The following is a 19288-nucleotide window of genomic DNA, read 5'->3' as shown; positions in this document are numbered from 1 at the left end:
GGGGTTCTGACTTAACCTGCGATTATCATGAGCAGTCTTCATTCCTGTGCCAAACTCTTAACTGACTGTATCGAAAGCGATTTCTTACATCCGGGCGAAAACCCGCTAGAACAGCAATACTGCAAAGTAACCGCCATGTCATAACCCAAGGTGGGCATGTGAAATAATATGCTGGGTTTAGAACTCCCTACTTGGTAATCCATAGATGAGGCTGAGATTTCATTTCCGCCACTTATCAGTGCAGTTTGAACGCGACCCGCTGAACATTCTTCAAGCTGGTCTGAAAATTCAAGTCGATATAGATAGGTATCCGAGCTTCCAGAATCCATCTTTGTCAGTTTGATAGAGAGCATCTCAGCATTTTCAGGAGTCACTTCAGTGTTCTTTGGAAGCCCAACTGCTAGAGCGCAGCTGCCAGACCCTAATAACGCAAAGCTTAGAAGGCACTTAATCATGATGCTTGTTAGCTCATAATGCCGTTCATAACCGGTACCAGTGGTGAAGCCACGTCCCTGGCTGTCCGGCGCCGCAGACACGTAGTTGATACTTCGGTTATATCTATAGATTGATTTCAAAGTACGGGCTTCCTTCAGAATCAACGATGCAGGCATAGAACTCTGTTGTAAATCGCTTCAGCTCTACTTCATCATCTTGATTGCTGAGAAAGTTACGCCATTTACTGATTTCCATACATCCTTTAATCTGAGACTTAACAGCAGCAGCACATTCTTGATCGTCTTCACACAATTTTACAAGGTCACACTCCAGAGTTTTCCTGAAGGTGAATTCCCCCACTTGCCCTTCGCTACAGGCTAAAAGGGAAAGTGAAAATAATAGAAAAACTAGGCTTCTCATAAGGTTCCTATACAGATAGTCGTGGTAGAACGCCCCGTCACCGGGACGCCCCCACACAGATCCGGACGTGCGGAATTACCGCATCCGGCTCCTCAATAGAATCATTGCCCGTGTAAAGCACAGGCCCCTCAGTACCAATCCGCCGGGACAGCGCGCTTACGCACTGTTAACGGCTGGATTCGGTAATATCTCAACATTTCCTTCAGGCCTACCCAGTTGAAACTCCGCTTTTGACTGCGTCGATTCAACCACTTATACAGGCTATGCAAAACATGCCCGTAGATACGGGATACGCTCAGACTGTTGTCCGGCAGGGCGAAGTAATTCCCGATTCCGTCAAGCTTCCTCTTCAGCATGGGCATCAGGCGATTCAGCCGTTTGTGGCGATTCTCCTTGATCCATGTGTAGAGCGCTTGCAGCAGAGATTTGTGTTTCTTCGGGGCGGTCTTCCGCCGCAGACGAGGTCCGCCACCGAAGTCAACATCCCAATAGAACCTGAAACCCAGAAATTCAAAGCTCCGCTCCTGGCCCGGATGAAAGCGGCTGAAGCGTTTGAGCGATGTTTTACCGGCCGCGACATCAAGGTTAAATTGCTTTAATCTCGATGGCAACGCTCGGTAGAAGGCGTTGGCCTCGTCGCGGTACTGAAACGCTACAACAAGTCGAGTCGCCCCGGGGACCCTCCCCCGAGGCGCTCACAGAACCGGACGTGAACGTCTCCGCTCATCCGGCTCCTCCTACCCAGCCTGTCCATGTAATAAACGCCAATGGGCAAACAACCCCGGCTGTCTGCGCGCAATACGCTCCAACCAGTGGGTTGCTCGCCTCCTGTGGCCCCGCAGTCTTTTGAACTTGCGAGTTGCCCAAATTACGAGCCTACGGTCAATCCGCCGGAGGGTTGTATACAGCGCTGACTTGTAAAATGCGCTGTAGTAATTGATCCAGCCGCGGATCACCGCGTTGAACATCCTTGCCAAGTCTTCCAGTGACTTGTCGCTGCGCAGATGCAGTTTCCAGCTGCGTACTTCCTGCCGGATTGCTTTCGCCGCTTTGTTGCTGATCGCCGGACTGAAGTTGATGAAGAACTTTCCCTTCCGATTTTTCGATCTTCTCGGGCGAAAGGTGTAACCCAGAAAATCGAAACTGGTGGCGGGATAGTCCAGACGTCGATCGTCGTCTTTGCAGTAGACAATCTTGGTCTTCTCCGGATGAAGTTCCAGTCCACAATCTGCAAAGCGCTGTTCCAGCGCATTTTTCAGATGTTCGGCCTGCTTCCGTGTGCGGCAGTGACAAACACTATCATCGGCGTACCGCTCGAAGGGAATGCTCGGATAGTGCCTTTGCATCCACGCATCGAAGGTATGGTGCAAGAACAGGTTCGCCAGCAGAGGACTGACCACACCCCCTTGCGGGGTGCCCTTGGTCCTCTCCTGTAATGCCCCACCATTCAGTTGCACCGGGGCTGTCAGCCATCGCTCGATGTAGAGCAGCACCCATTTGTCTTGGGTGTGGTGGCGCACCGCTCGCATCAAGAGTTCATGATCGATGTTATCGAAGAAACCCCTGATATCCAGATCAACGACCCAGTCGTTGCGCCAGCAGCGCTTGCGCGCCTGTCCAATCGCCTGACGGGCTGACTTGCCCGGCCGATAGCCGTAGGAGTCCGGATGAAAATGACGTTCCAGGTCCGGCTCCAGGGCTTGTTTGACTACCATTTGGGCAACCCGGTCCGCAACCGTTGGAATTCCCAGTGGACGAACACCACCGTCCGCCTTGGGAATCTCCACGCGTTTGACCGGTGGGGGTATGTAGCTACCAGACGCCAGTCGATTCCAGAGTTTATAGAGATTGCCTTCCAGCTTCTCTTCAAACATCTCCAGGGTCTGACCGTCTACGCCTTCCCCGCCCTTATTGGCCTTGACTCGTTTGTAGGCTTCCCACACCTGACGTTTAGTGATAGGAAATGACTTCGCCTGATTCAAGAGTGTCCTCCCATTGCTGGTTGCACTCTTGTCTCAGGCTGGATAGGGCAACCCCTTCGCTCCAGCTCCATTACAGAGCCTTCCTCACTACTACAGGTTGCTCCGCCCCTGTACCCCGCATTGGTACTCAGATACTCGTGGGGCTTCCACTTGCATCGCTCCCTTAGCATCGGGGTGACAGGTTCCCACGTTCCACACAAGAGCCTGAGCCGTGTTCTCGCCGCCTTTATGCCGGACGCCGCCTGGGCAGTAGACAGGTTTCTCCCAGACTTATCCCGGGTTAACGACTTCCCCCCGGTTTTGACGTCGTCCCTACGCTTTCGACACGTCATCAGCGGTTCACTTGCGTTCGACTTCACGGCCCTTACCTGACCGGTTCTTGACCGGCCTTTTCCATACTCGCTCACTACCACACCTTTTAAGTGCAGCAGCAGTAGGTGGTTTGAAGCCTCCGCCTGCACGGCGGCTCCGAGGGGCCCGCCCTCATCTCTTGTGCAGCACGGCTGCACGGAGGATTCACATCCTCCAGTGCGCCTTCGTGGCGCACAGTCGTCCGCGTAACGGATGAGCATGGCGCGCCCCCTGAGTCCGGGCTTGACCCTTTTCTCGAACCACAGGTCGAGCACGTAGTGCAAGTAGATATTGGCCAGCACCGGGCTGATCACGCCCCCTTGCGGGGTTCCGCTAAGCGGCTTGTGATAACGGCCGTCCGGCTCGATGATGCGCGCCTTCAACCATTGATTGATCAGGTTGAGTAGACGTTTGTCGTCGATGCGCTGTTCCAGCATCCGCAGCAGCCACCCGTGGTCCATGTTATCGAAGAAGCCTTTAATATCCGCTTCGACGATGTACCCGTAGCCCTTGAACTGAAGATTGAGCTGTAAGCTGTGTACGGCTTGATGCGCGCTTTTGTGCGGGCGGTAGCCGTAGCTATTGCGCAAAAAGTCTTGCTCCCAGATGCTCTGGAGTAACTCCGCAACACTTTGCTGCACCAGCTTGTCTTCTATCGTGGGCAGTCCGAGGGGACGCTCTGCGCCGTTTGCCTTGGGGATGTATACCCGCTTTACATCATTTACCCGAAAGCGGTTTGCCTTGAGATTCTGATGGATGCGGTGGATATTTTCCGGCAATCGCGCCCCGAAGTCTTCGGCTTCTACGCCGTCCACACCGGGAGCAGATCGCTTGTTGAGGTTAGCCCAGCCCCGCGTCAGCAAACCGGGATTCAGTTCTCCATATAAATTCTGAAACCGGTGCCGGGGATGGGTACGTGCTTTAAATGCTATGGCGTTTAAGGCGGTTGTCATAGTGGTTTCCAGCCCTACCCTGTCCGGACTATGTTTCTGTTAAACGCCACGATTCCATTGTCGGCCCCTTCGCCATGCAAGCGGCTTTCCCGCTTTCGGACTACTATGAACCGATCCGACTTCCAAGGGGCCTTCGTTCGCCTCGCGTTTTACTCGGCAGCCCTACCCACTTCCTGCGGGAACCTCCTTGGATCTCACAAGTTCCTGTCGCATCTCTTTACACATGCCACGGTTTGATAACTCCGCTGGCTCGCCACAACCTCGCCCTTGGCGGCTGTTTTGCATGGACTTCGACGGCGTTACAAGCCTCGTCAACCAGGATTCGCTATTTTCGGAGCGATACCAACACTTCAGGCGCACGGCACGCCCTATGGCCTATGTAATTCTCTGTCTACGCTTCACGCTGCTTGTTCGCCTTGTGCTTCCTGCCACACAAATATTCCTAATTTCCGGGTTCCGCACAGCGCGCAAGACTCGATACGGGTGGCTGGCTAGGCCTTACCCGACAGGGACTTTCACCCTGCAAGATGCGACAAGCTTTGCTTGTCGCACTAACGCCCTTGTTCAGCGGCGGCCTTGGAAGCGCGAAGCGCTGTAAAGGCTGTCCGATGGAGGCACCGAAGGTGCCGGAATGTACTGGAACAGTTTGTTAAGCATTAGCCTGGCCATGTATTTAGAACACGTTTTGCGCAAAATACTTCATGCTCATGTTGGCTGCTTTTTACTTTGTCCAAAAGGAATTCCATCGATTCTATTCCCTGCTCGTGGAGCTTCAACGCTAGCTCGTAAAATTCACGCTCGAAAGCCTGGCTATTCTGTGGGTCATAAAAATCAATTGACGACGGCCGGAAGTCAGGATGTTCTGAGCAGATCAGAAGCATACGTTCATATGCGGATTCGATCTCAACCGAATTTGCGGATACTGAGAATGCATAAGCTAAAAGTAGAAGTATTACTCGCTTCATAGTGTTCCCGCTTAACGCCCTGGTAACTCGACGGAACGGAGTAGCTTGTTTTGTGCTACTAAAGCACAAAACAAGCTGCGCAGTGGAGGTCGAGTTGACCAGTTTGTTAGCACTTTACTGTCTAGCCTCTTGCTCAAAAAATACAGTTAAATCGGATAATTTGGAATTTAGTACTCCAATTTTACCCTCAAAATACAATTTAAATGCCTGTTCTACCCATTCGGCTTGTTCAAAGACGTAGGCGCTCACCCAAAGTACTTCCTTTTCTTTTCCGAAGCCTAATAAGGTTTTTACCTTTTTAGGCTGAACTATGCCAACTAAATAGGCGTATTCATCCGAACTTCCAATGACTGAGACCCATAGATCTATGTTCGATTGTTGATTCTTTACTGAAATAGTTGGTTCGGAGCCACCATTGCTTTTCCCAACTTGGTCTTTCCATGGAAATTCACGGAATTCTTTTACAAAAATTTCGTAATTGGCATTTCCTTTTAAATCATATTGATCAAAATCGTAACCTGCATATTGGATATCATAGGTAAAGGGACTCGCCATAATTGAACTACATAAAGTTACGAGAATTAATAAAAGTGGTAGATTTTTCATATGATTGCTAACGTTGCCATCTGTGGTGGCCGGAACGTATTTAGCGCGAAGCGCGTTGTGTAGGCCGTCCGCAGCATGGCCTGGTTATTTGCTTACTTGGCAAGGGACACTCGGACTACCCTGCAAGATTTTTTCTCAATGACGGCCTCCGGTGCACCACCGCCACGTGAATATTTCCCCACTACCGCCGGGACTACAAACCAGAACTGCTTGTCTGCAGCTACCGCAAAAGGCTTGTGCTCTTTATGCTCATTCGGAAACTTACTCTTAATGGCTTTTATGCCCACCTCTTTAGCTAATTCTCGGTTACACTCGGAAGCAAACGATGGCGCCGAAACTAACAGAAGAAGTGCAATTGTTGTCGTCATGGCTCTTCGCAAACCTGGTAGCTAAGGGCCTTGCGGCCCTTCGCCCCATAAGAACTGTACGTGATAGTTTCCCATCATACAGCTCAAGCCCTTTGAAGGCCGCACAAGCGACCCACCTATTCATATCCAATATGGCCTCCATTTAGGCGGCCAGTTTCTCATACGACGAGCTGTTCAGGAACCTTCGATCCCGTCGTGCATTCACCCGCTGCTTCTTGGCTCTCGCTTCAAAGTAATCGCTGTCCTCCAGATCATATGGATTGGCATCACTGCGTATCTTGCTGTGATACCGAATCGGCAGGTCACTGGCCTTGAACAACCGTATGAGTTTTGGACCCGACGTTGTCGGATAGTAGCACCCGTACTCAATACGACCTTTGAAGCGCTCACGGTAGCGTTTTCTGATCCATGCCCACGTCTTAGATCGGTGTTCCCTTTGAAGCCACTTTTTCACCAGTGGATAGATCTTGTCGTCGACGTAACTCAGGCGTTCTTTTGCTACCACGTGTCGATACGCATAGGCCCAGCCTCTGATCACAGCGTTGAGTTTTGCCAGTAGGGCGTGAAACGGAATGCCGCGATATTGCTTCAGCACGCCTCGCACCTTCATAAGCAACTCTCGGGTTTTACCGTCTTGAGGCTGGATCAGCAAGGTTTTTCGGTACTTTTTAAAATGAAAGCCCAGAAAGTTGAAGCCTTGCTCAATATGACTGATGCGCGTTTTCTCTTCTGAGAGCTGTAATCCGCGCTCTGCCAGGAAACGTTCAACCTTTGGCCGAACCTCTTCCTCCAGAGCAGCTGGACTCTTCCCTGTAATAATGAGTCGAGTCGCCCCGGGGACCCTCCCCCCGAGGCGCTCACAGAACCGGACGTGAACGTCTCCGCTCATCCGGCTCCTCCTACCCAGCCTGTCCATGTAATAAACGCCAATGGGCAAACAACCCCGGCTGTCTGCGCGCAATACGCTCCAACCAGTGGGTTGCTCGCCTCCTGTGGCCCCGCAGTCTTTTGAACTTGCGAGTTGCCCAAATTACGAGCCTACGGTCAATCCGCCGGAGGGTTGTATACAGCGCTGACTTGTAAAATGCGCTGTAGTAATTGATCCAGCCGCGGATCACCGCGTTGAACATCCTTGCCAAGTCTTCCAGTGACTTGTCGCTGCGCAGATGCAGTTTCCAGCTGCGTACTTCCTGCCGGATTGCTTTCGCCGCTTTGTTGCTGATCGCCGGACTGAAGTTGATGAAGAACTTTCCCTTCCGATTTTTCGATCTTCTCGGGCGAAAGGTGTAACCCAGAAAATCGAAACTGGTGGCGGGATAGTCCAGACGTCGATCGTCGTCTTTGCAGTAGACAATCTTGGTCTTCTCCGGATGAAGTTCCAGTCCACAATCTGCAAAGCGCTGTTCCAGCGCATTTTTCAGATGTTCGGCCTGCTTCCGTGTGCGGCAGTGACAAACACTATCATCGGCGTACCGCTCGAAGGGAATGCTCGGATAGTGCCTTTGCATCCACGCATCGAAGGTATGGTGCAAGAACAGGTTCGCCAGCAGAGGACTGACCACACCCCCTTGCGGGGTGCCCTTGGTCCTCTCCTGTAATGCCCCACCATTCAGTTGCACCGGGGCTGTCAGCCATCGCTCGATGTAGAGCAGCACCCATTTGTCTTGGGTGTGGTGGCGCACCGCTCGCATCAAGAGTTCATGATCGATGTTATCGAAGAAACCCCTGATATCCAGATCAACGACCCAGTCGTTGCGCCAGCAGCGCTTGCGCGCCTGTCCAATCGCCTGACGGGCTGACTTGCCCGGCCGATAGCCGTAGGAGTCCGGATGAAAATGACGTTCCAGGTCCGGCTCCAGGGCTTGTTTGACTACCATTTGGGCAACCCGGTCCGCAACCGTTGGAATTCCCAGTGGACGAACACCACCGTCCGCCTTGGGAATCTCCACGCGTTTGACCGGTGGGGGTATGTAGCTACCAGACGCCAGTCGATTCCAGAGTTTATAGAGATTGCCTTCCAGCTTCTCTTCAAACATCTCCAGGGTCTGACCGTCTACGCCTTCCCCGCCCTTATTGGCCTTGACTCGTTTGTAGGCTTCCCACACCTGACGTTTAGTGATAGGAAATGACTTCGCCTGATTCAAGAGTGTCCTCCCATTGCTGGTTGCACTCTTGTCTCAGGCTGGATAGGGCAACCCCTTCGCTCCAGCTCCATTACAGAGCCTTCCTCACTACTACAGGTTGCTCCGCCCCTGTACCCCGCATTGGTACTCAGATACTCGTGGGGCTTCCACTTGCATCGCTCCCTTAGCATCGGGGTGACAGGTTCCCACGTTCCACACAAGAGCCTGAGCCGTGTTCTCGCCGCCTTTATGCCGGACGCCGCCTGGGCAGTAGACAGGTTTCTCCCAGACTTATCCCGGGTTAACGACTTCCCCCCGGTTTTGACGTCGTCCCTACGCTTTCGACACGTCATCAGCGGTTCACTTGCGTTCGACTTCACGGCCCTTACCTGACCGGTTCTTGACCGGCCTTTTCCATACTCGCTCACTACCACACCTTTTAAGTGCAGCAGCAGTAGGTGGTTTGAAGCCTCCGCCTGCACGGCGGCTCCGAGGGGCCCGCCCTCATCTCTTGTGCAGCACGGCTGCACGGAGGATTCACATCCTCCAGTGCGCCTTCGTGGCGCACAGTCGTCTGCATATCGAATGACGTGCAGTTTACTGCGCCCGCGACTGCGCGAGGCAGGAACGACCAACTCTTCCAAACCGTCTAGTGCCATATTGCACAGGATCGGCGATATAATGCCACCTTGCGGGGTGCCGTCTTCCGTTTCGTAGCGTGCTTCCTTGTCCATATACCCCGCTTTAAGCCATTGCCTTAACACCCGCTTGGGCAGCGGGATATGCGTCAACAACCATTCATGACTGATGCGATCAAAGCAGGCTTTGATATCAGCTTCCAGAACCCATTGTGCTGCGGTCCTTTGGGCCAGAACAATAAAACCTTGCTTGCAGGCATCGTGCAGGCTGCGCTTCTCTCGAAATCCGTAGGAATGTTTATCTCCCGTGGTTTCCGCAATCGGCTTAAGCCCCAGCGCATAGAGCGCTTGCATTGCCCGGTCGTGAAGGGTAGGTATTCCTAAAGGGCGGCGTTTGCCGTTCTTTTTCGGAATATAGATCCTGCGCAGCGGTTGCGCTCGATAACCGGCTGTCCTTAGTTTTTGCGCCGCACGCCAGTATTGACCCGGTGACGTCCAGAGCACCCCGTCAACACCCGCTGTGCGGCTTCCTTTATTGGATATGACCCGTTTAACAGCCAATACTTTCGCTGCAAACGAGCGCGATAACAGGTGTTGCAGAGCGCGAGCTCTACCCCACCGCTGTTCGCGTATAGATTTTGCGATACGCACTTGCAGTCGATAAACGTGCTTTTCCACTTCCGGCCAGTCAATCGCCAGCCATCGTTGGGCATCGCTTGAAGGTGCACCAGCTTTTTCAGCCATCATTTGCCTTCCTTCATAAAATCCATTCTGCAAATTCTCTCGCAACAAAGCACCGAGGGGACGTCTGCTCACTTTCGTGCCGGACAAATCTTGAATCCGTATATTCTCCATTACAGAAAATCATTCGCTTTTTCCCCCATCTCATGGACGCAGAGTCTCCGGCTCCATCACTGGCTACCTTCTTCCTCCGTGAAGGCTCTACGACATTGCCATGTTCTGCATAAATACCTTAACGAGCGAGTTAGATGGAATCTGTATCCCGGCAATGCGGTGTCTACGCGCAACCCACGTTATCAAGGTTACGACCGAGATTGCTTACCGTTTTGGTGACTGCCTATCAGTGTCTTTGGCAGATCTGGCGTCTCACGGGACGTCAACGATTCTTCACATATGTTCATCATGTCACTCCATCCTAGCCCCCGACCGCCTGACACTGGCAGTTCCGATTCCCCTCACGGTTCCTCTTAACAGGGTTCATTGTCCCCAGCGCTTCATACCAAATCCGTTTCGCATGGTGGGTAGGATACTGGTGGTAGAACACCAGGTTGCGCTTTCGAAAACTTTTCTGTTGAATTCGCCAGTAGTGCACGAACTCGTCAACTGCGAAAAACCTCGAATTACAACATATATTTATGCAACTTCATGTCGCAAATAACGCCGCCAGCATGCGCGGCTTTGTAGTGGAGGCGAAGCCGCAACGAAAAAGGCGTCGCCGTGCCTGGCCTTGTTAAAGGATCAACTGCCGGGCCTGTTGGCGTTGTGCTCTGTTGGAATGTTCGAAAGAAGGTAGCTCTCCAGTGCATAAGAGAGATACCCAAAACCTTGCTCAAAACCCAACGTGATCACGTAATCCGCATTCTCAAGCTTCCAGTCGTTTGGGCGGTATTCGCCGGGGCCTGATACTCGAACATACTGGCCGAGCCTTGCACCAAGGCCATGCCCCTCATATCCTTTTTTACCTTTGCTGGCGCCTGTACCAATATAAGTAACATGGTCTCCCCGAACAAAAGCGTAGACGCCCTGTCGGTTATGGTTGGGAGCTGCGCCTTTCAAGTGCCAAGGTTCTGACCAGTTTGGAGTGGAACCAAGTTCTTCTGAATTCCAATGACGCTTAAAAAAGTCGGTCGTGAGTTTTTTGAGCCTATCTACTGAGACTGCCATTTGCTAATCCTTTAACGTTGCGCTCTGGGGCAGCCTGCTATATGCGGCTTTTTGTGTGAAAATGCGAGCGCAGCGAGCCACACAAAAAGGTGCATATAGTAGGCTGTCCCTAGCAGCGCCTGGTTATGCACCTACCCTAGTAGCCGCTGAATGGATCTAACACAAGTTCCGGATTCATAGTGTGCCACCACTTCAAAGTTTTTGACTGCTTCCCGATATGCTGGAAACTGAAAAATTGCTTTATCTTCGACCTTTTTAAAGGACACTGGTATCCAAAAACTGGCTACCTCCCCCTCAGTTAGCAGCATTGATACTAAAGGTACTCCTGATACGGAAATAGGTACCTCTACTTTGACTAGGTCCATTGCATCATGATCGCCAGCGGAGTTTGACTTCTCTTTCTCAAAGAGAATTTTCATCTCAATTTCAGCTTCTTCTTGCTCAACTGAACAACTTGCAAAAGCTAAATTGCTCAACATTAAGGCAAAAAACGTGGAGATGATCTTATTCATATGAAATTTCTTATGTGGGTGACTCGGGAGCATAACGTTGCGCTCAGACGCGGCCAGGTTTGTGCATGTTTTGTGCGATAATGGGAGCGTAGCGACCGCGCAAAACATGCATAAAGTTGGCCGTCGGCTGCAGCGCCTAGTTAGATTTTTAAACCAGGACTCTACCCAGTAAGGGTATTGAGGCCGCCGCTGCACCTAAGGCGAATACTATAATAAGCATGCTAAAAGTAAATTTTTTCCATCCTGGTAAACCTTCCCATTTAGTTGAAAGCAATGTGATTTTGTCGGATACCAAAATTTCAATAAAACCAACAATGACATATGCACTCAGCAGAAGAGCCAGTCCTCTGGTGAGACCAGAAAATAAACCTATACTCGATAGTATGTAGCAGATTACCGCACCGGGAATACCAACAAACAGCTTCTTCTTTCCCGAAGATTGAGATAGTGGCTTTCTTTCAACTTCAACAGATTCATCGGGTTGAACCGTAGGCGCTTCATATGGATTTTTACTCATATATTTCTCATTTCCAAATCTAGGGAACCTCTGAATAAGTCCCAGCCAGATGGGGTAAAATAGCATTGAGCCAACGAAAATAGCACAAGCCATGCACCAAGTCAGCTTTGCCGAAGCCGAATACCGCAACAAGCGCCGCAAGACCCGCCGCGAGAAGTTCCTAGAGCAGATGGAATCTCTGGTTCCCTGGGAGCGCCTGGAAGCGAAGATCGAGCCCTTTTATCCGAAGGCCGGGCGCGGTCGCCAACCGTACCCGCTACAGGTCATGCTGAGAATCCATTGTATGCAGCTGTCCTACAACCTCAGTGATCCCGCGATGGAGGACTCACTTTACGAGATTGAGTCCATGCGCCATTTTAGCGGATTGACACTGACAGACCGAATTCCGGATGAAACCACTATCCTTAACTTCCGCCATCTACTTGAACAGCATCAACTTGGTCGCCAGCTATTTGAGGAGATCAATAGCCATCTCAAGAGTCATGGCATGCTGTTGAGAGAAGGCAGTATCGTGGATGCCACTATTATCGCTGCGCCGAGCTCAACCAAGAACCGGGAGAAGGCTCGAGATCCAGAGATGCACCAGACCAAGAAAGGCAACCAGTGGCATTTTGGTATGAAGATGCATATTGGCGTCGATGACGTGTTGGGAATCATTCATAGCGTGGACACAACCGCCGCAAATACGCATGACATTACCGCGACTGAGCAGGTTCTCCACGGAGAAGAAAAAAGAGTTTGGGGTGATTCTGGCTACACCGGCGCAGAGAACCGGGAAGAGCTCAAATATCGGGAAGTCGAATGGCATATAGCGATTAAACCGAGCAAGCAGAAAACCCTTCCCGGACAAGACGCCGTTCGGAAAATGGAAAAGATCAAAGCTCAAATTCGGGCGAAGGTGGAGCACCCCTTCCGTTATATCAAGCGCGTGTTTGGCTACGATAAGGTACGCTATCGTGGGCTGGAGAAGAATACCGAACGCCTGTGTCTGTTGGCAGGCTTCACCAACCTGTTAATCGGGAGAAAATACCTGCCCGCCTAGGGGCAGTGCGCCTGAAATCCGCGGATAGCGGGCTTCAGGCAAGGAAAACTGGGAGAATTACGTGAAAACATCGGAAATTTGACTATAAAGCGATCGACTTTTTGACCCTCCCGGTTAATTCCCGAGGGAATGGCGAGTTGATCAGAGGTTCCCTAACGTTGCCATCTGTGGTGGCCGGAACGTATTTAGCGCGAAGCGCGTTGTGTAGGCCGTCCGCAGCATGGCCTGGTTATTTGCTTACTTGGCAAGGGACACTCGGACTACCCTGCAAGATTTTTTCTCAATGACGGCCTCCGGTGCACCACCGCCACGTGAATATTTCCCCACTACCGCCGGGACTACAAACCAGAACTGCTTGTCTGCAGCTACCGCAAAAGGCTTGTGCTCTTTATGCTCATTCGGAAACTTACTCTTAATGGCTTTTATGCCCACCTCTTTAGCTAATTCTCGGTTACACTCGGAAGCAAACGATGGCGCCGAAACTAACAGAAGAAGTGCAATTGTTGTCGTCATGGCTCTTCGCAAATAACGCCGCCAGCAGGGGCGACTTACTTTGTGCGCTTTTTGCGCAAAAATGGGAGCGAAGCGACCGCGCAAAAAGTGCACAAAGTAAGGCGTCCCGCGGAGGGCCGAAGGCCCGGAGCTTTACTGCCTGGCCTGGTTATGGCTGACGCGCTCTGAACCTCCTAAGCCACGGCTTGGCTGGCCACTGCCCGAAAACTACGAGGAAAGAATACCGCACTTTCCCCAACCGATTTTTATCTTACTGGCACTCCACGATATTACTGCGGAGTTGCTTTATTCTACCGAACCAGAGCGAACACTCTAGGAACGAAACTGCTTGAATGTGCCGTGACAAAAAGCCAAATTCTGGATGCCAAAACTGTGCGCAAGACTTGCAGCGAAAAAAATATTAATTTTTACTGACCGGCACCATAACGTTGCCAGCTGGGGTGGCCTTCGCTGCTTATGCGCGCAGCGCATAGCGTAGGCCGTCCCGCGGAGGCGCGTAGCGCCGGAGCGTACAGCCTGGCCTTGTTAGGTGAAACTACTGGCACGACGTTTCGGACTTGCTCGGGTGACTGTGCATTTTCAGAGCACCTCTTGGGTAAGTGAAGAAGGAGGCGCGTTTTTTTGTATGCAAAATAAAGTAACCCTGCTTGTCCGTATTGGCCGCTCCTAAATTTTCTGGTAAATAGAATGGGAGATAAATGTTTTTCCACGCCCCAACCTCCATGTTCTTTACGGGATTCCCTGCACAATCAAAGACATGCCCTTCATACCTCTGCGGAGAGCTACAGGCAGAGATAATAAAACTCATTAAAACTAAAGATACATTCTTAACTCTGGTGCTCATATTCACCTAACGCCTGAGCTAAGCGGCGGCCCACGCTGTTTTTGCGCGAAGCGCATAGCGTGGGCCGTCCGGCCCAGGCGCCAGCCTGGGCGTACTTAAGCGACTGGTTAGTGGCGGCGCCGCACTGAACCTGCTGCGGGCACTTTGCCCGGAGCGCAGCGGAGGGCCACCGCCGGTTTTTACGGGGAAGAATATCATGCTTGCCCCACCGATAATTTTTCTTACTGGCAACCCGCAATAATGGATTGCCATTTCCGTTACCTGCAAGCCTGAACGACGGCACCAGGAACGAAACTACTGTACTGAAATTTTGGCGCAGGCTTTGATGCTGGATTGCCTGCTACTTGCACAAAACTTTGGGTTACCAACTTTCTTTGTTTCTTGATGAACAAGCCGCACTAACATTTATATAGTGGCCTCCAAGGCCACTTTGCCCCAGGCCGATATCTCTTGGTGAAATTTCGCACAGAATGCCCGCAAAGCTCCATCAGGTCAAGGTTGTAGAACATTCTTATATGGCTCCCAACTTTGGCAAAGTGATCACCGTGCCTCCTATCCCATTTCCAGGCGAAAGCTGTAACCGTTTGTTTCTATTGTGATTTCTGGTGATTTTGGATTTTGCGCCGAGATATCGGCCTCGGTGATCATTTTTCCGTTGGCACTCGCGTTGCTAATGCTGCATATATAGACAGTATGCCCGTCATGCCCGCCGTTCTTCTCTGTCGTTCGCCGTGTAACGGCGCCTGATCGACACCGGTTGACGGAGAGGGTATTCTTCGTCGCGCCGCCTCTGGAACATTGGCAGTACTCCTCCCGCGGCGAGATATCCGATCGATCAAATAGTGCAGGAGAGCATAATGAAAAAATCGATCTTGGCTGCAGCTACCGTACTGGCTGCCAGCTCCAATGCCTTTGCAATTGAGGATACCTGGTATGCCAGGGCCAGTTACGGCGTGACGGACCTGGATACCGACCGGGCGGAAAGGGAATTGTGCAGCATCGATCTCTGTTACGAGTTCGACGACGGTAAGGGCTTCAGCCTGAATATCGGCTATCGGCTGAACCGCTATGTTGCTTTCGAGACGGGCTATACCGACCTTGGGGATACCAGCGATTCGGACAGCGTGGACCTGATCTTCGTAAGTCCGATTGACGCCCCTAGTTTCAGCCGAGTGGACGTAAAGGCCAAACTTTCCTCCAATACCAAAACTATGGCAGCACTGTTCAGCACTGACGCCGGCAAGAGCCTGTCCGCTGGGGCCAGACTGGGCTATCACTTCTGGGAATCGGAAGTCAAGACTACCGGTACCTCTGGAGCCTTCAGCTCCAGCGTCGATGAAGACGGCACCGATATTTTCTACGGCGTCTTCGCCAACTGGCGTACCGGGCGGTGGACCCTGGGCCTCGAGCACACCCTGTTCGAGAGCGAAGGGAACGACCCGACGCTGAGTGCGCTATCCCTGAGCCTGGATTTCTGATACCACTTCACGGCCGCCGACATCGGCGGCCATACGTTTTCACTAAACCGTCATAGGCTCCGCTACTTCCCGCGAGCTTTCCCTTGTAATACACAAGGTATTTTTCCAAAATCATATTGATCGAGAGCGTCAATGCTCTGGCTTCCAATCTTTGCCAGTCTGTTAGTATGCCCAGCTCCTGAGGGGCAAATTTTTGTTTCGCCTTTGCCCATGTTTCAGCTCGTCTTCGTTCAATCAGCAGCTCCGCCGCCTGTTCACTGATATACGGCTGACCGCAACTGCTCGGAAGCGGGTTCATCACCACTTCCAGCCAGTCACTCACAACTTCGCCTAAGGGAAGCGATTCTGCCCTGATAAAATTGGTCAACTCCGTAGAAATGGCTCCCGCCAGCTGGATCAGGGAGCGCATACTTTTCAACAGTTTCTCTACTTCTTCCATGGAAGGCCTCACACAGATGCCGATTTTCCTAGGGCAACGCTTAAAGACGGAAGTTGCGCCAAAGCAAGATCTGCGCAAATGTCCTTATGTTATCGCCCATCACATATATTTATTACTAAGTAATACTTAGTAAACGAACAAGCAAAATCTAAGACTATTTTAGCCTTCACTTTGGAGGCTAAATGTCTGTTATCGGAAAAAGACTAAAGGAGGCCAGGTTGCGTGCTGGGCTTGCTCAAGAACGCCTCGGCATTCTGGCCGGTATAGACGAGATGTCGGCTAGTGCGCGGATAAGCCAGTATGAGCGTGGTGTCCATACCCCAGGATATCCGCTGGCAGAGCGATTCGCCGATGTGCTGGATGTGCCGGTAGAGTACCTATATGCTAAGAATGACAGCATTGCAGAACTGCTACTACAGCTCCACAGGTTGCCGACAGAAGTAAAGCGTGAGCTATAGAAATAACGAACAATATGGGCCTTGAAAGATAAACGCTTTTGGTTACCTGAAAAGGAACCTCATGTGACTACTCCGCTGCATGTGCCAGTTAGTCGTCGCACGGGCCTTCCACAGTTGCGGTTAATCCTCTATGAATACCCGAGAAACGCCCGGGTAAATACAGAACTCAGCACCTCTGCCCGGTCAAGTGGGTTGTCCCACCAGATATCCTCACTGTTCGCCAAGAGGATAAAGCTGAGGTTCAGGGCTGGAATCTTGAGATACAGCACGGAGTAAGCGTCCTCTCACCACTCAGAGTCCCCGCGAGTATGACCTTCGTATTCCTGCGCGTACCAGCCCAAACTCGTAAGGAAGTGCCTCCCCGAGCCCTCTTGAACTTCCGAAACGCGCGCATCGAAGGTGCAATATCAACCGCGGTACGCCACCTCGATTGCAGCGATGTCGATCTTCTTCATTTGCATCATTGCATCGAAAGCGCGCTTGGCAGCAACGCGATCGGGATCGGTGACCGCCTTCGTCAGGGCGATCGGCGTAATCTGCCAGGACAATCCCCATTTGTCCTTGCACCAGCCGCACGCACTCTCTTCGCCGCCGTTGTCGATGATCGCATTCCAGTAACGATCCGTTTCGGCCTGGTCGACGGTTGCGACCTGAAATGAGAACGCCTCGCTGTGCTTGAACGCAGGTCCGCCGTTCAGCCCGAGGCAGGGAATGCCCAATACGGTAAACTCGACCGTCAACACATCCCCTTGTTTCCCGGACAGAAAATCTCCCGGTGCGCGGTGTACCGCTTGAACGGATGAATCGGGGAAGGTCTTGGCGTAAAAACGCGCCGCCTCCTCGGCGTCGCCATTGTACCAAAGGCAAATCGTGTTCTTTGCTGGCTTAGCCATACGTCACTCCTCCATGCGTAGCGCGAATATAGTTTGATTGCTACTTGCTTTACAGCTCATAGGTAAGCACATATTTATGTTTACCCTCATCTTGAATTATTTGGAATGAGCCAGATATATCTTCCAGTTCTCCCTTACCCGATCCTTCAAGAATTTTTACTTCTAGCGACTGTACCCCTGTAGACATATATCCATTGTGGACAAGAGTGAAAGAGCCAGTTTTTCCGGCTAAGGAGCCTTTGAATTCCTCGATCGCTGAGTACGCGGAAGCCCCATTCTCCGTCCGTTTACTTAACATCTGACCAATGCCAATTCCTTCAAGATCACCACTATACTTCTTATGTATGATCATTCTCCCCGCAGGAGCATCTTCATCTCTCTGTGGCTCAAGGTTTATTTCGAAGGTTCCTGACGCGGATACAATTTTACCCAATTTATTTGTTTCTACAGCTATTGAAAAACCGCTTATTGCAATCATTAAGGCCAAAAATATTTTTGAGATGACTAATTTCATGGCTATTCTCCTAAATCATGTAATACCCACAGGGGCGATCAAAACTATGCATATTTTTGCTAAATTGGGAGTACAGCGCCCAGCGCGAAATGTGTATGGCGTTGGGTGTCCCGCAGAGCCCAGAAGGGCTGAGCAAACGGCTTGCTCTTGCAATATTTCTCTACCTGCGAGAAAGCGCAGATGCTTGATCATTAATTTCAATGCTCCCCGAAGCATCAACGGAATACTGGTACGGACCAGCTACGTCGCCGCCTTCTGCAACTACCATCGCACGAATTTTCTGTTTCCTCCCCTCGGCTACACAATAGTTAAACGCCAATAGCCCCTCAGCGTTCTCGTACATAATGGGTTGAGACCTAACCGGCGGACTATTAAGAATCATTCTATGTAATTGAAGCTGTACCGGAGTTTTAGACCTTAAAAACTCACGAACGCACAACATTCCAGGAGGACAGGTATGACCTGGATCAGACCGAGACAACTCATATCGCTCAAATTCGACTGCAAGCTGTGAAGCTTGTCGCTGTGGGCCGAACTTTAGAACTCCAGAAAAGTAGCCAACGCCAACTAATGCAATCTCGACGATTATAATGGTGAAGAGCTTTTTCTGCTGGTCCGAGTTTGCGAGTTTTACCCAGCCTGCTAGTGAAAGACACGTAATTACCACCGTAAAAACAAAAGCACCAACACAAGTGTAGCCAATGATTATCTGGATAAGCTCTTGATGACCCATGGATAAGCTCTTGATGACCCATGGGTAACCTCTAAAAAAAGACGCCCGCAGCACGCGCGGCTTTGTAATGAAGGCGCAGCCGCAATGGAAAAGCCGTCGCTGTGCCTGCGTTTGTTATGCATTTTTGTCGGCGATGTGCCAAAGCGGCCCATTAGGATCGGAGATGTAAAGAACGCGAAGACCCCAAGGTTGCATCGTAGGTGGTTTAAGCATGATCCCCGGATACTTTTCTTTGAGCTTGATGCGTTCAAAATGCGCCCACCACGGATCAGCATCCTCGACCATTAGATGCATCATAAAATTCTCAGCATGCTCTTTTACATAAAAGCGCTGAACGATAAAACGAAAAGAGCCAACTTCAAATTCCGCGATTTCATCATTAGCCCAATTGAGTGTGAATCCGATATCTGAATAGAAGCGCTTGCTGAGTTCCAAATTTTTGGAAGGTACAAACGCTTTGAGGTCAAGAACTGGACTCGAGTCCATCGATTTCTCCTTATGCATAACGAAGCTGTAGAAAAACTCCGCCTTTCGTTCTGGTTATATTCCACCCAAAAAATCGCGCTCCTACGTGAATTCCGGACCTGTTTTGTATGGCG

23 protein-coding genes are annotated in these 19288 nt (G+C 51.2%); 4 read left to right on the top strand and 19 right to left on the bottom strand.

Annotated features, from left to right (window positions below; genetic code table 11):
- Positions 1-38 precede the first annotated feature (38 nt).
- From PP263_RS17530 to PP263_RS17520, 3 genes are all read right to left on the bottom strand, one after another.
- Positions 39-575 carry a hypothetical protein gene (locus PP263_RS17530; protein ID WP_308365110.1) on the bottom strand — a complete coding sequence of 179 codons (537 nt, stop codon included), beginning with the start codon at positions 573-575 and terminating at the stop codon, positions 39-41.
- Positions 559-855: a hypothetical protein gene (locus PP263_RS17525; protein ID WP_308365109.1), complete on the bottom strand. Its 297-nt coding sequence runs from the start codon at positions 853-855 to the stop codon at positions 559-561. Before PP263_RS17525 ends, PP263_RS17530 begins: the two co-directional genes overlap by 17 nt.
- A 128-nt stretch (positions 856-983) precedes the next feature.
- On the bottom strand, positions 984-1229 hold the full coding sequence (locus PP263_RS17520) for a hypothetical protein (protein ID WP_308368557.1): 246 nt from the start codon (positions 1227-1229) through the stop codon (positions 984-986).
- Between PP263_RS17520 and PP263_RS17515 the strand changes: the two genes are divergently transcribed.
- The gene (locus PP263_RS17515; protein ID WP_308368669.1) at positions 1128-1454 is read left to right on the top strand and encodes a hypothetical protein; all 327 of its coding nucleotides are present in this window, start codon (positions 1128-1130) and stop codon (positions 1452-1454) included. The two genes, PP263_RS17520 and PP263_RS17515, sit on opposite strands and share 102 nt — an antisense overlap.
- Before the next feature lie 138 nt (positions 1455-1592).
- Here the strand turns inward: PP263_RS17515 and ltrA (PP263_RS17510) are convergent, their stop codons facing one another.
- The 10 genes from ltrA (PP263_RS17510) to PP263_RS17465 form a co-directional block, all read right to left on the bottom strand.
- Positions 1593-2798 carry a group II intron reverse transcriptase/maturase gene (ltrA, locus tag PP263_RS17510; protein ID WP_308364412.1) on the bottom strand — a complete coding sequence of 402 codons (1206 nt, stop codon included), beginning with the start codon at positions 2796-2798 and terminating at the stop codon, positions 1593-1595.
- A 35-nt stretch (positions 2799-2833) separates the two neighbouring features.
- Positions 2834-4141 carry a reverse transcriptase domain-containing protein gene (locus PP263_RS17505; RefSeq protein ID WP_308364414.1) on the bottom strand — a complete coding sequence of 436 codons (1308 nt, stop codon included), beginning with the start codon at positions 4139-4141 and terminating at the stop codon, positions 2834-2836.
- Positions 4142-5220: 1079 nt separating this feature from the next.
- Complete coding sequence (locus tag PP263_RS17500; RefSeq protein ID WP_308365108.1) at positions 5221-5712, bottom strand: hypothetical protein; 492 nt, start codon at positions 5710-5712, stop codon at positions 5221-5223.
- Positions 5713-5804: 92 nt separating this feature from the next.
- Complete coding sequence (locus tag PP263_RS17495; protein WP_308365100.1) at positions 5805-6080, bottom strand: NTF2 fold immunity protein; 276 nt, start codon at positions 6078-6080, stop codon at positions 5805-5807.
- Between the two features lie 142 nt (positions 6081-6222).
- Positions 6223-6969, bottom strand: a complete 747-nt coding sequence (locus PP263_RS17490) for a group II intron maturase-specific domain-containing protein (RefSeq protein ID WP_308364420.1) — start codon at positions 6967-6969, stop codon at positions 6223-6225.
- A gap of 10 nt (positions 6970-6979) precedes the next feature.
- On the bottom strand, positions 6980-8185 hold the full coding sequence (gene ltrA, locus PP263_RS17485; protein WP_308364412.1) for a group II intron reverse transcriptase/maturase: 1206 nt from the start codon (positions 8183-8185) through the stop codon (positions 6980-6982).
- 35 nt (positions 8186-8220) lie between these two features.
- Entirely contained in the window at positions 8221-9588 is a 1368-nt protein-coding gene (locus PP263_RS17480) for a reverse transcriptase domain-containing protein (protein WP_308365107.1), read from the bottom strand.
- A 732-nt stretch (positions 9589-10320) separates the two neighbouring features.
- Complete coding sequence (locus tag PP263_RS17475) at positions 10321-10746, bottom strand: hypothetical protein (protein WP_308365106.1); 426 nt, start codon at positions 10744-10746, stop codon at positions 10321-10323.
- 131 nt (positions 10747-10877) lie between these two features.
- On the bottom strand, positions 10878-11258 hold the full coding sequence (locus tag PP263_RS17470; RefSeq protein WP_308365105.1) for a hypothetical protein: 381 nt from the start codon (positions 11256-11258) through the stop codon (positions 10878-10880).
- A gap of 148 nt (positions 11259-11406) precedes the next feature.
- Entirely contained in the window at positions 11407-11775 is a 369-nt protein-coding gene (locus PP263_RS17465; protein ID WP_308365104.1) for a hypothetical protein, read from the bottom strand.
- Between the two features lie 91 nt (positions 11776-11866).
- Between PP263_RS17465 and PP263_RS17460 the strand changes: the two genes are divergently transcribed.
- Positions 11867-12817, top strand: coding sequence for an IS5 family transposase (locus PP263_RS17460; RefSeq protein WP_308365102.1), 951 nt, complete (start codon positions 11867-11869; stop codon positions 12815-12817).
- Positions 12818-13054: 237 nt separating this feature from the next.
- Here PP263_RS17460 and PP263_RS17455 read toward each other — a convergent pair whose 3' ends face one another.
- Positions 13055-13330, bottom strand: a complete 276-nt coding sequence (locus PP263_RS17455) for an NTF2 fold immunity protein (protein WP_308365100.1) — start codon at positions 13328-13330, stop codon at positions 13055-13057.
- 1701 nt (positions 13331-15031) lie between these two features.
- On the opposite strand from PP263_RS17455, the gene PP263_RS17450 reads away from it, so the two are divergent.
- The gene (locus tag PP263_RS17450; RefSeq protein ID WP_308365099.1) at positions 15032-15652 is read left to right on the top strand and encodes an outer membrane beta-barrel protein; all 621 of its coding nucleotides are present in this window, start codon (positions 15032-15034) and stop codon (positions 15650-15652) included.
- A 7-nt stretch (positions 15653-15659) separates the two neighbouring features.
- Here PP263_RS17450 and PP263_RS17445 read toward each other — a convergent pair whose 3' ends face one another.
- Positions 15660-16091: a hypothetical protein gene (locus PP263_RS17445; RefSeq protein WP_308365097.1), complete on the bottom strand. Its 432-nt coding sequence runs from the start codon at positions 16089-16091 to the stop codon at positions 15660-15662.
- A 182-nt stretch (positions 16092-16273) separates the two neighbouring features.
- On the opposite strand from PP263_RS17445, the gene PP263_RS17440 reads away from it, so the two are divergent.
- Positions 16274-16549: a helix-turn-helix transcriptional regulator gene (locus tag PP263_RS17440; protein WP_308365096.1), complete on the top strand. Its 276-nt coding sequence runs from the start codon at positions 16274-16276 to the stop codon at positions 16547-16549.
- Between the two features lie 407 nt (positions 16550-16956).
- Here the strand turns inward: PP263_RS17440 and PP263_RS17435 are convergent, their stop codons facing one another.
- From PP263_RS17435 to PP263_RS17420, 4 genes are all read right to left on the bottom strand, one after another.
- Positions 16957-17442, bottom strand: coding sequence for a VOC family protein (locus PP263_RS17435; RefSeq protein ID WP_308365095.1), 486 nt, complete (start codon positions 17440-17442; stop codon positions 16957-16959).
- Between the two features lie 49 nt (positions 17443-17491).
- Positions 17492-17956 carry a DUF3224 domain-containing protein gene (locus PP263_RS17430; RefSeq protein ID WP_308365094.1) on the bottom strand — a complete coding sequence of 155 codons (465 nt, stop codon included), beginning with the start codon at positions 17954-17956 and terminating at the stop codon, positions 17492-17494.
- Between the two features lie 160 nt (positions 17957-18116).
- Positions 18117-18689, bottom strand: coding sequence for a hypothetical protein (locus PP263_RS17425; RefSeq protein ID WP_308365093.1), 573 nt, complete (start codon positions 18687-18689; stop codon positions 18117-18119).
- A 114-nt stretch (positions 18690-18803) separates the two neighbouring features.
- A complete protein-coding gene (locus tag PP263_RS17420) occupies positions 18804-19175 on the bottom strand; it encodes a VOC family protein (RefSeq protein ID WP_308365091.1) in 372 nt (123 codons plus the stop codon).
- Between the last annotated feature and the right edge of the window lie 113 nt (positions 19176-19288).

This window comes from Microbulbifer sp. TB1203 (genome assembly GCF_030997045.1).
Lineage (GTDB): Bacteria > Pseudomonadota > Gammaproteobacteria > Pseudomonadales > Cellvibrionaceae > Microbulbifer.
Note: the sequence above shows the minus strand (reverse complement) of the source record. Positions and strands in the feature narration are given on the sequence as shown.

Coding starts and splice junctions, on each gene's coding strand:
- PP263_RS17450 (WP_308365099.1), top strand. CDS start 15,032: ATGAAAAAATCGATCTTGGCTGCAGCTACCGTACTGGCTGCCAGCTCC.
- PP263_RS17495 (WP_308365100.1), bottom strand. CDS start 6,080: ATGACGACAACAATTGCACTTCTTCTGTTAGTTTCGGCGCCATCGTTT.
- PP263_RS17460 (WP_308365102.1), top strand. CDS start 11,867: ATGCACCAAGTCAGCTTTGCCGAAGCCGAATACCGCAACAAGCGCCGC.
- PP263_RS17480 (WP_308365107.1), bottom strand. CDS start 9,588: ATGATGGCTGAAAAAGCTGGTGCACCTTCAAGCGATGCCCAACGATGG.
- PP263_RS17420 (WP_308365091.1), bottom strand. CDS start 19,175: ATGGACTCGAGTCCAGTTCTTGACCTCAAAGCGTTTGTACCTTCCAAA.
- PP263_RS17475 (WP_308365106.1), bottom strand. CDS start 10,746: ATGGCAGTCTCAGTAGATAGGCTCAAAAAACTCACGACCGACTTTTTT.
- PP263_RS17455 (WP_308365100.1), bottom strand. CDS start 13,330: ATGACGACAACAATTGCACTTCTTCTGTTAGTTTCGGCGCCATCGTTT.
- PP263_RS17500 (WP_308365108.1), bottom strand. CDS start 5,712: ATGAAAAATCTACCACTTTTATTAATTCTCGTAACTTTATGTAGTTCA.
- PP263_RS17430 (WP_308365094.1), bottom strand. CDS start 17,956: ATGAAATTAGTCATCTCAAAAATATTTTTGGCCTTAATGATTGCAATA.
- PP263_RS17435 (WP_308365095.1), bottom strand. CDS start 17,442: ATGGCTAAGCCAGCAAAGAACACGATTTGCCTTTGGTACAATGGCGAC.
- PP263_RS17505 (WP_308364414.1), bottom strand. CDS start 4,141: ATGACAACCGCCTTAAACGCCATAGCATTTAAAGCACGTACCCATCCC.
- PP263_RS17425 (WP_308365093.1), bottom strand. CDS start 18,689: ATGGGTCATCAAGAGCTTATCCAGATAATCATTGGCTACACTTGTGTT.
- PP263_RS17440 (WP_308365096.1), top strand. CDS start 16,274: ATGTCTGTTATCGGAAAAAGACTAAAGGAGGCCAGGTTGCGTGCTGGG.
- PP263_RS17525 (WP_308365109.1), bottom strand. CDS start 855: ATGAGAAGCCTAGTTTTTCTATTATTTTCACTTTCCCTTTTAGCCTGT.
- PP263_RS17490 (WP_308364420.1), bottom strand. CDS start 6,969: ATGAGCGGAGACGTTCACGTCCGGTTCTGTGAGCGCCTCGGGGGGAGG.
- PP263_RS17465 (WP_308365104.1), bottom strand. CDS start 11,775: ATGAGTAAAAATCCATATGAAGCGCCTACGGTTCAACCCGATGAATCT.
- PP263_RS17445 (WP_308365097.1), bottom strand. CDS start 16,091: ATGGAAGAAGTAGAGAAACTGTTGAAAAGTATGCGCTCCCTGATCCAG.
- PP263_RS17470 (WP_308365105.1), bottom strand. CDS start 11,258: ATGAATAAGATCATCTCCACGTTTTTTGCCTTAATGTTGAGCAATTTA.
- PP263_RS17515 (WP_308368669.1), top strand. CDS start 1,128: ATGCCCGTAGATACGGGATACGCTCAGACTGTTGTCCGGCAGGGCGAA.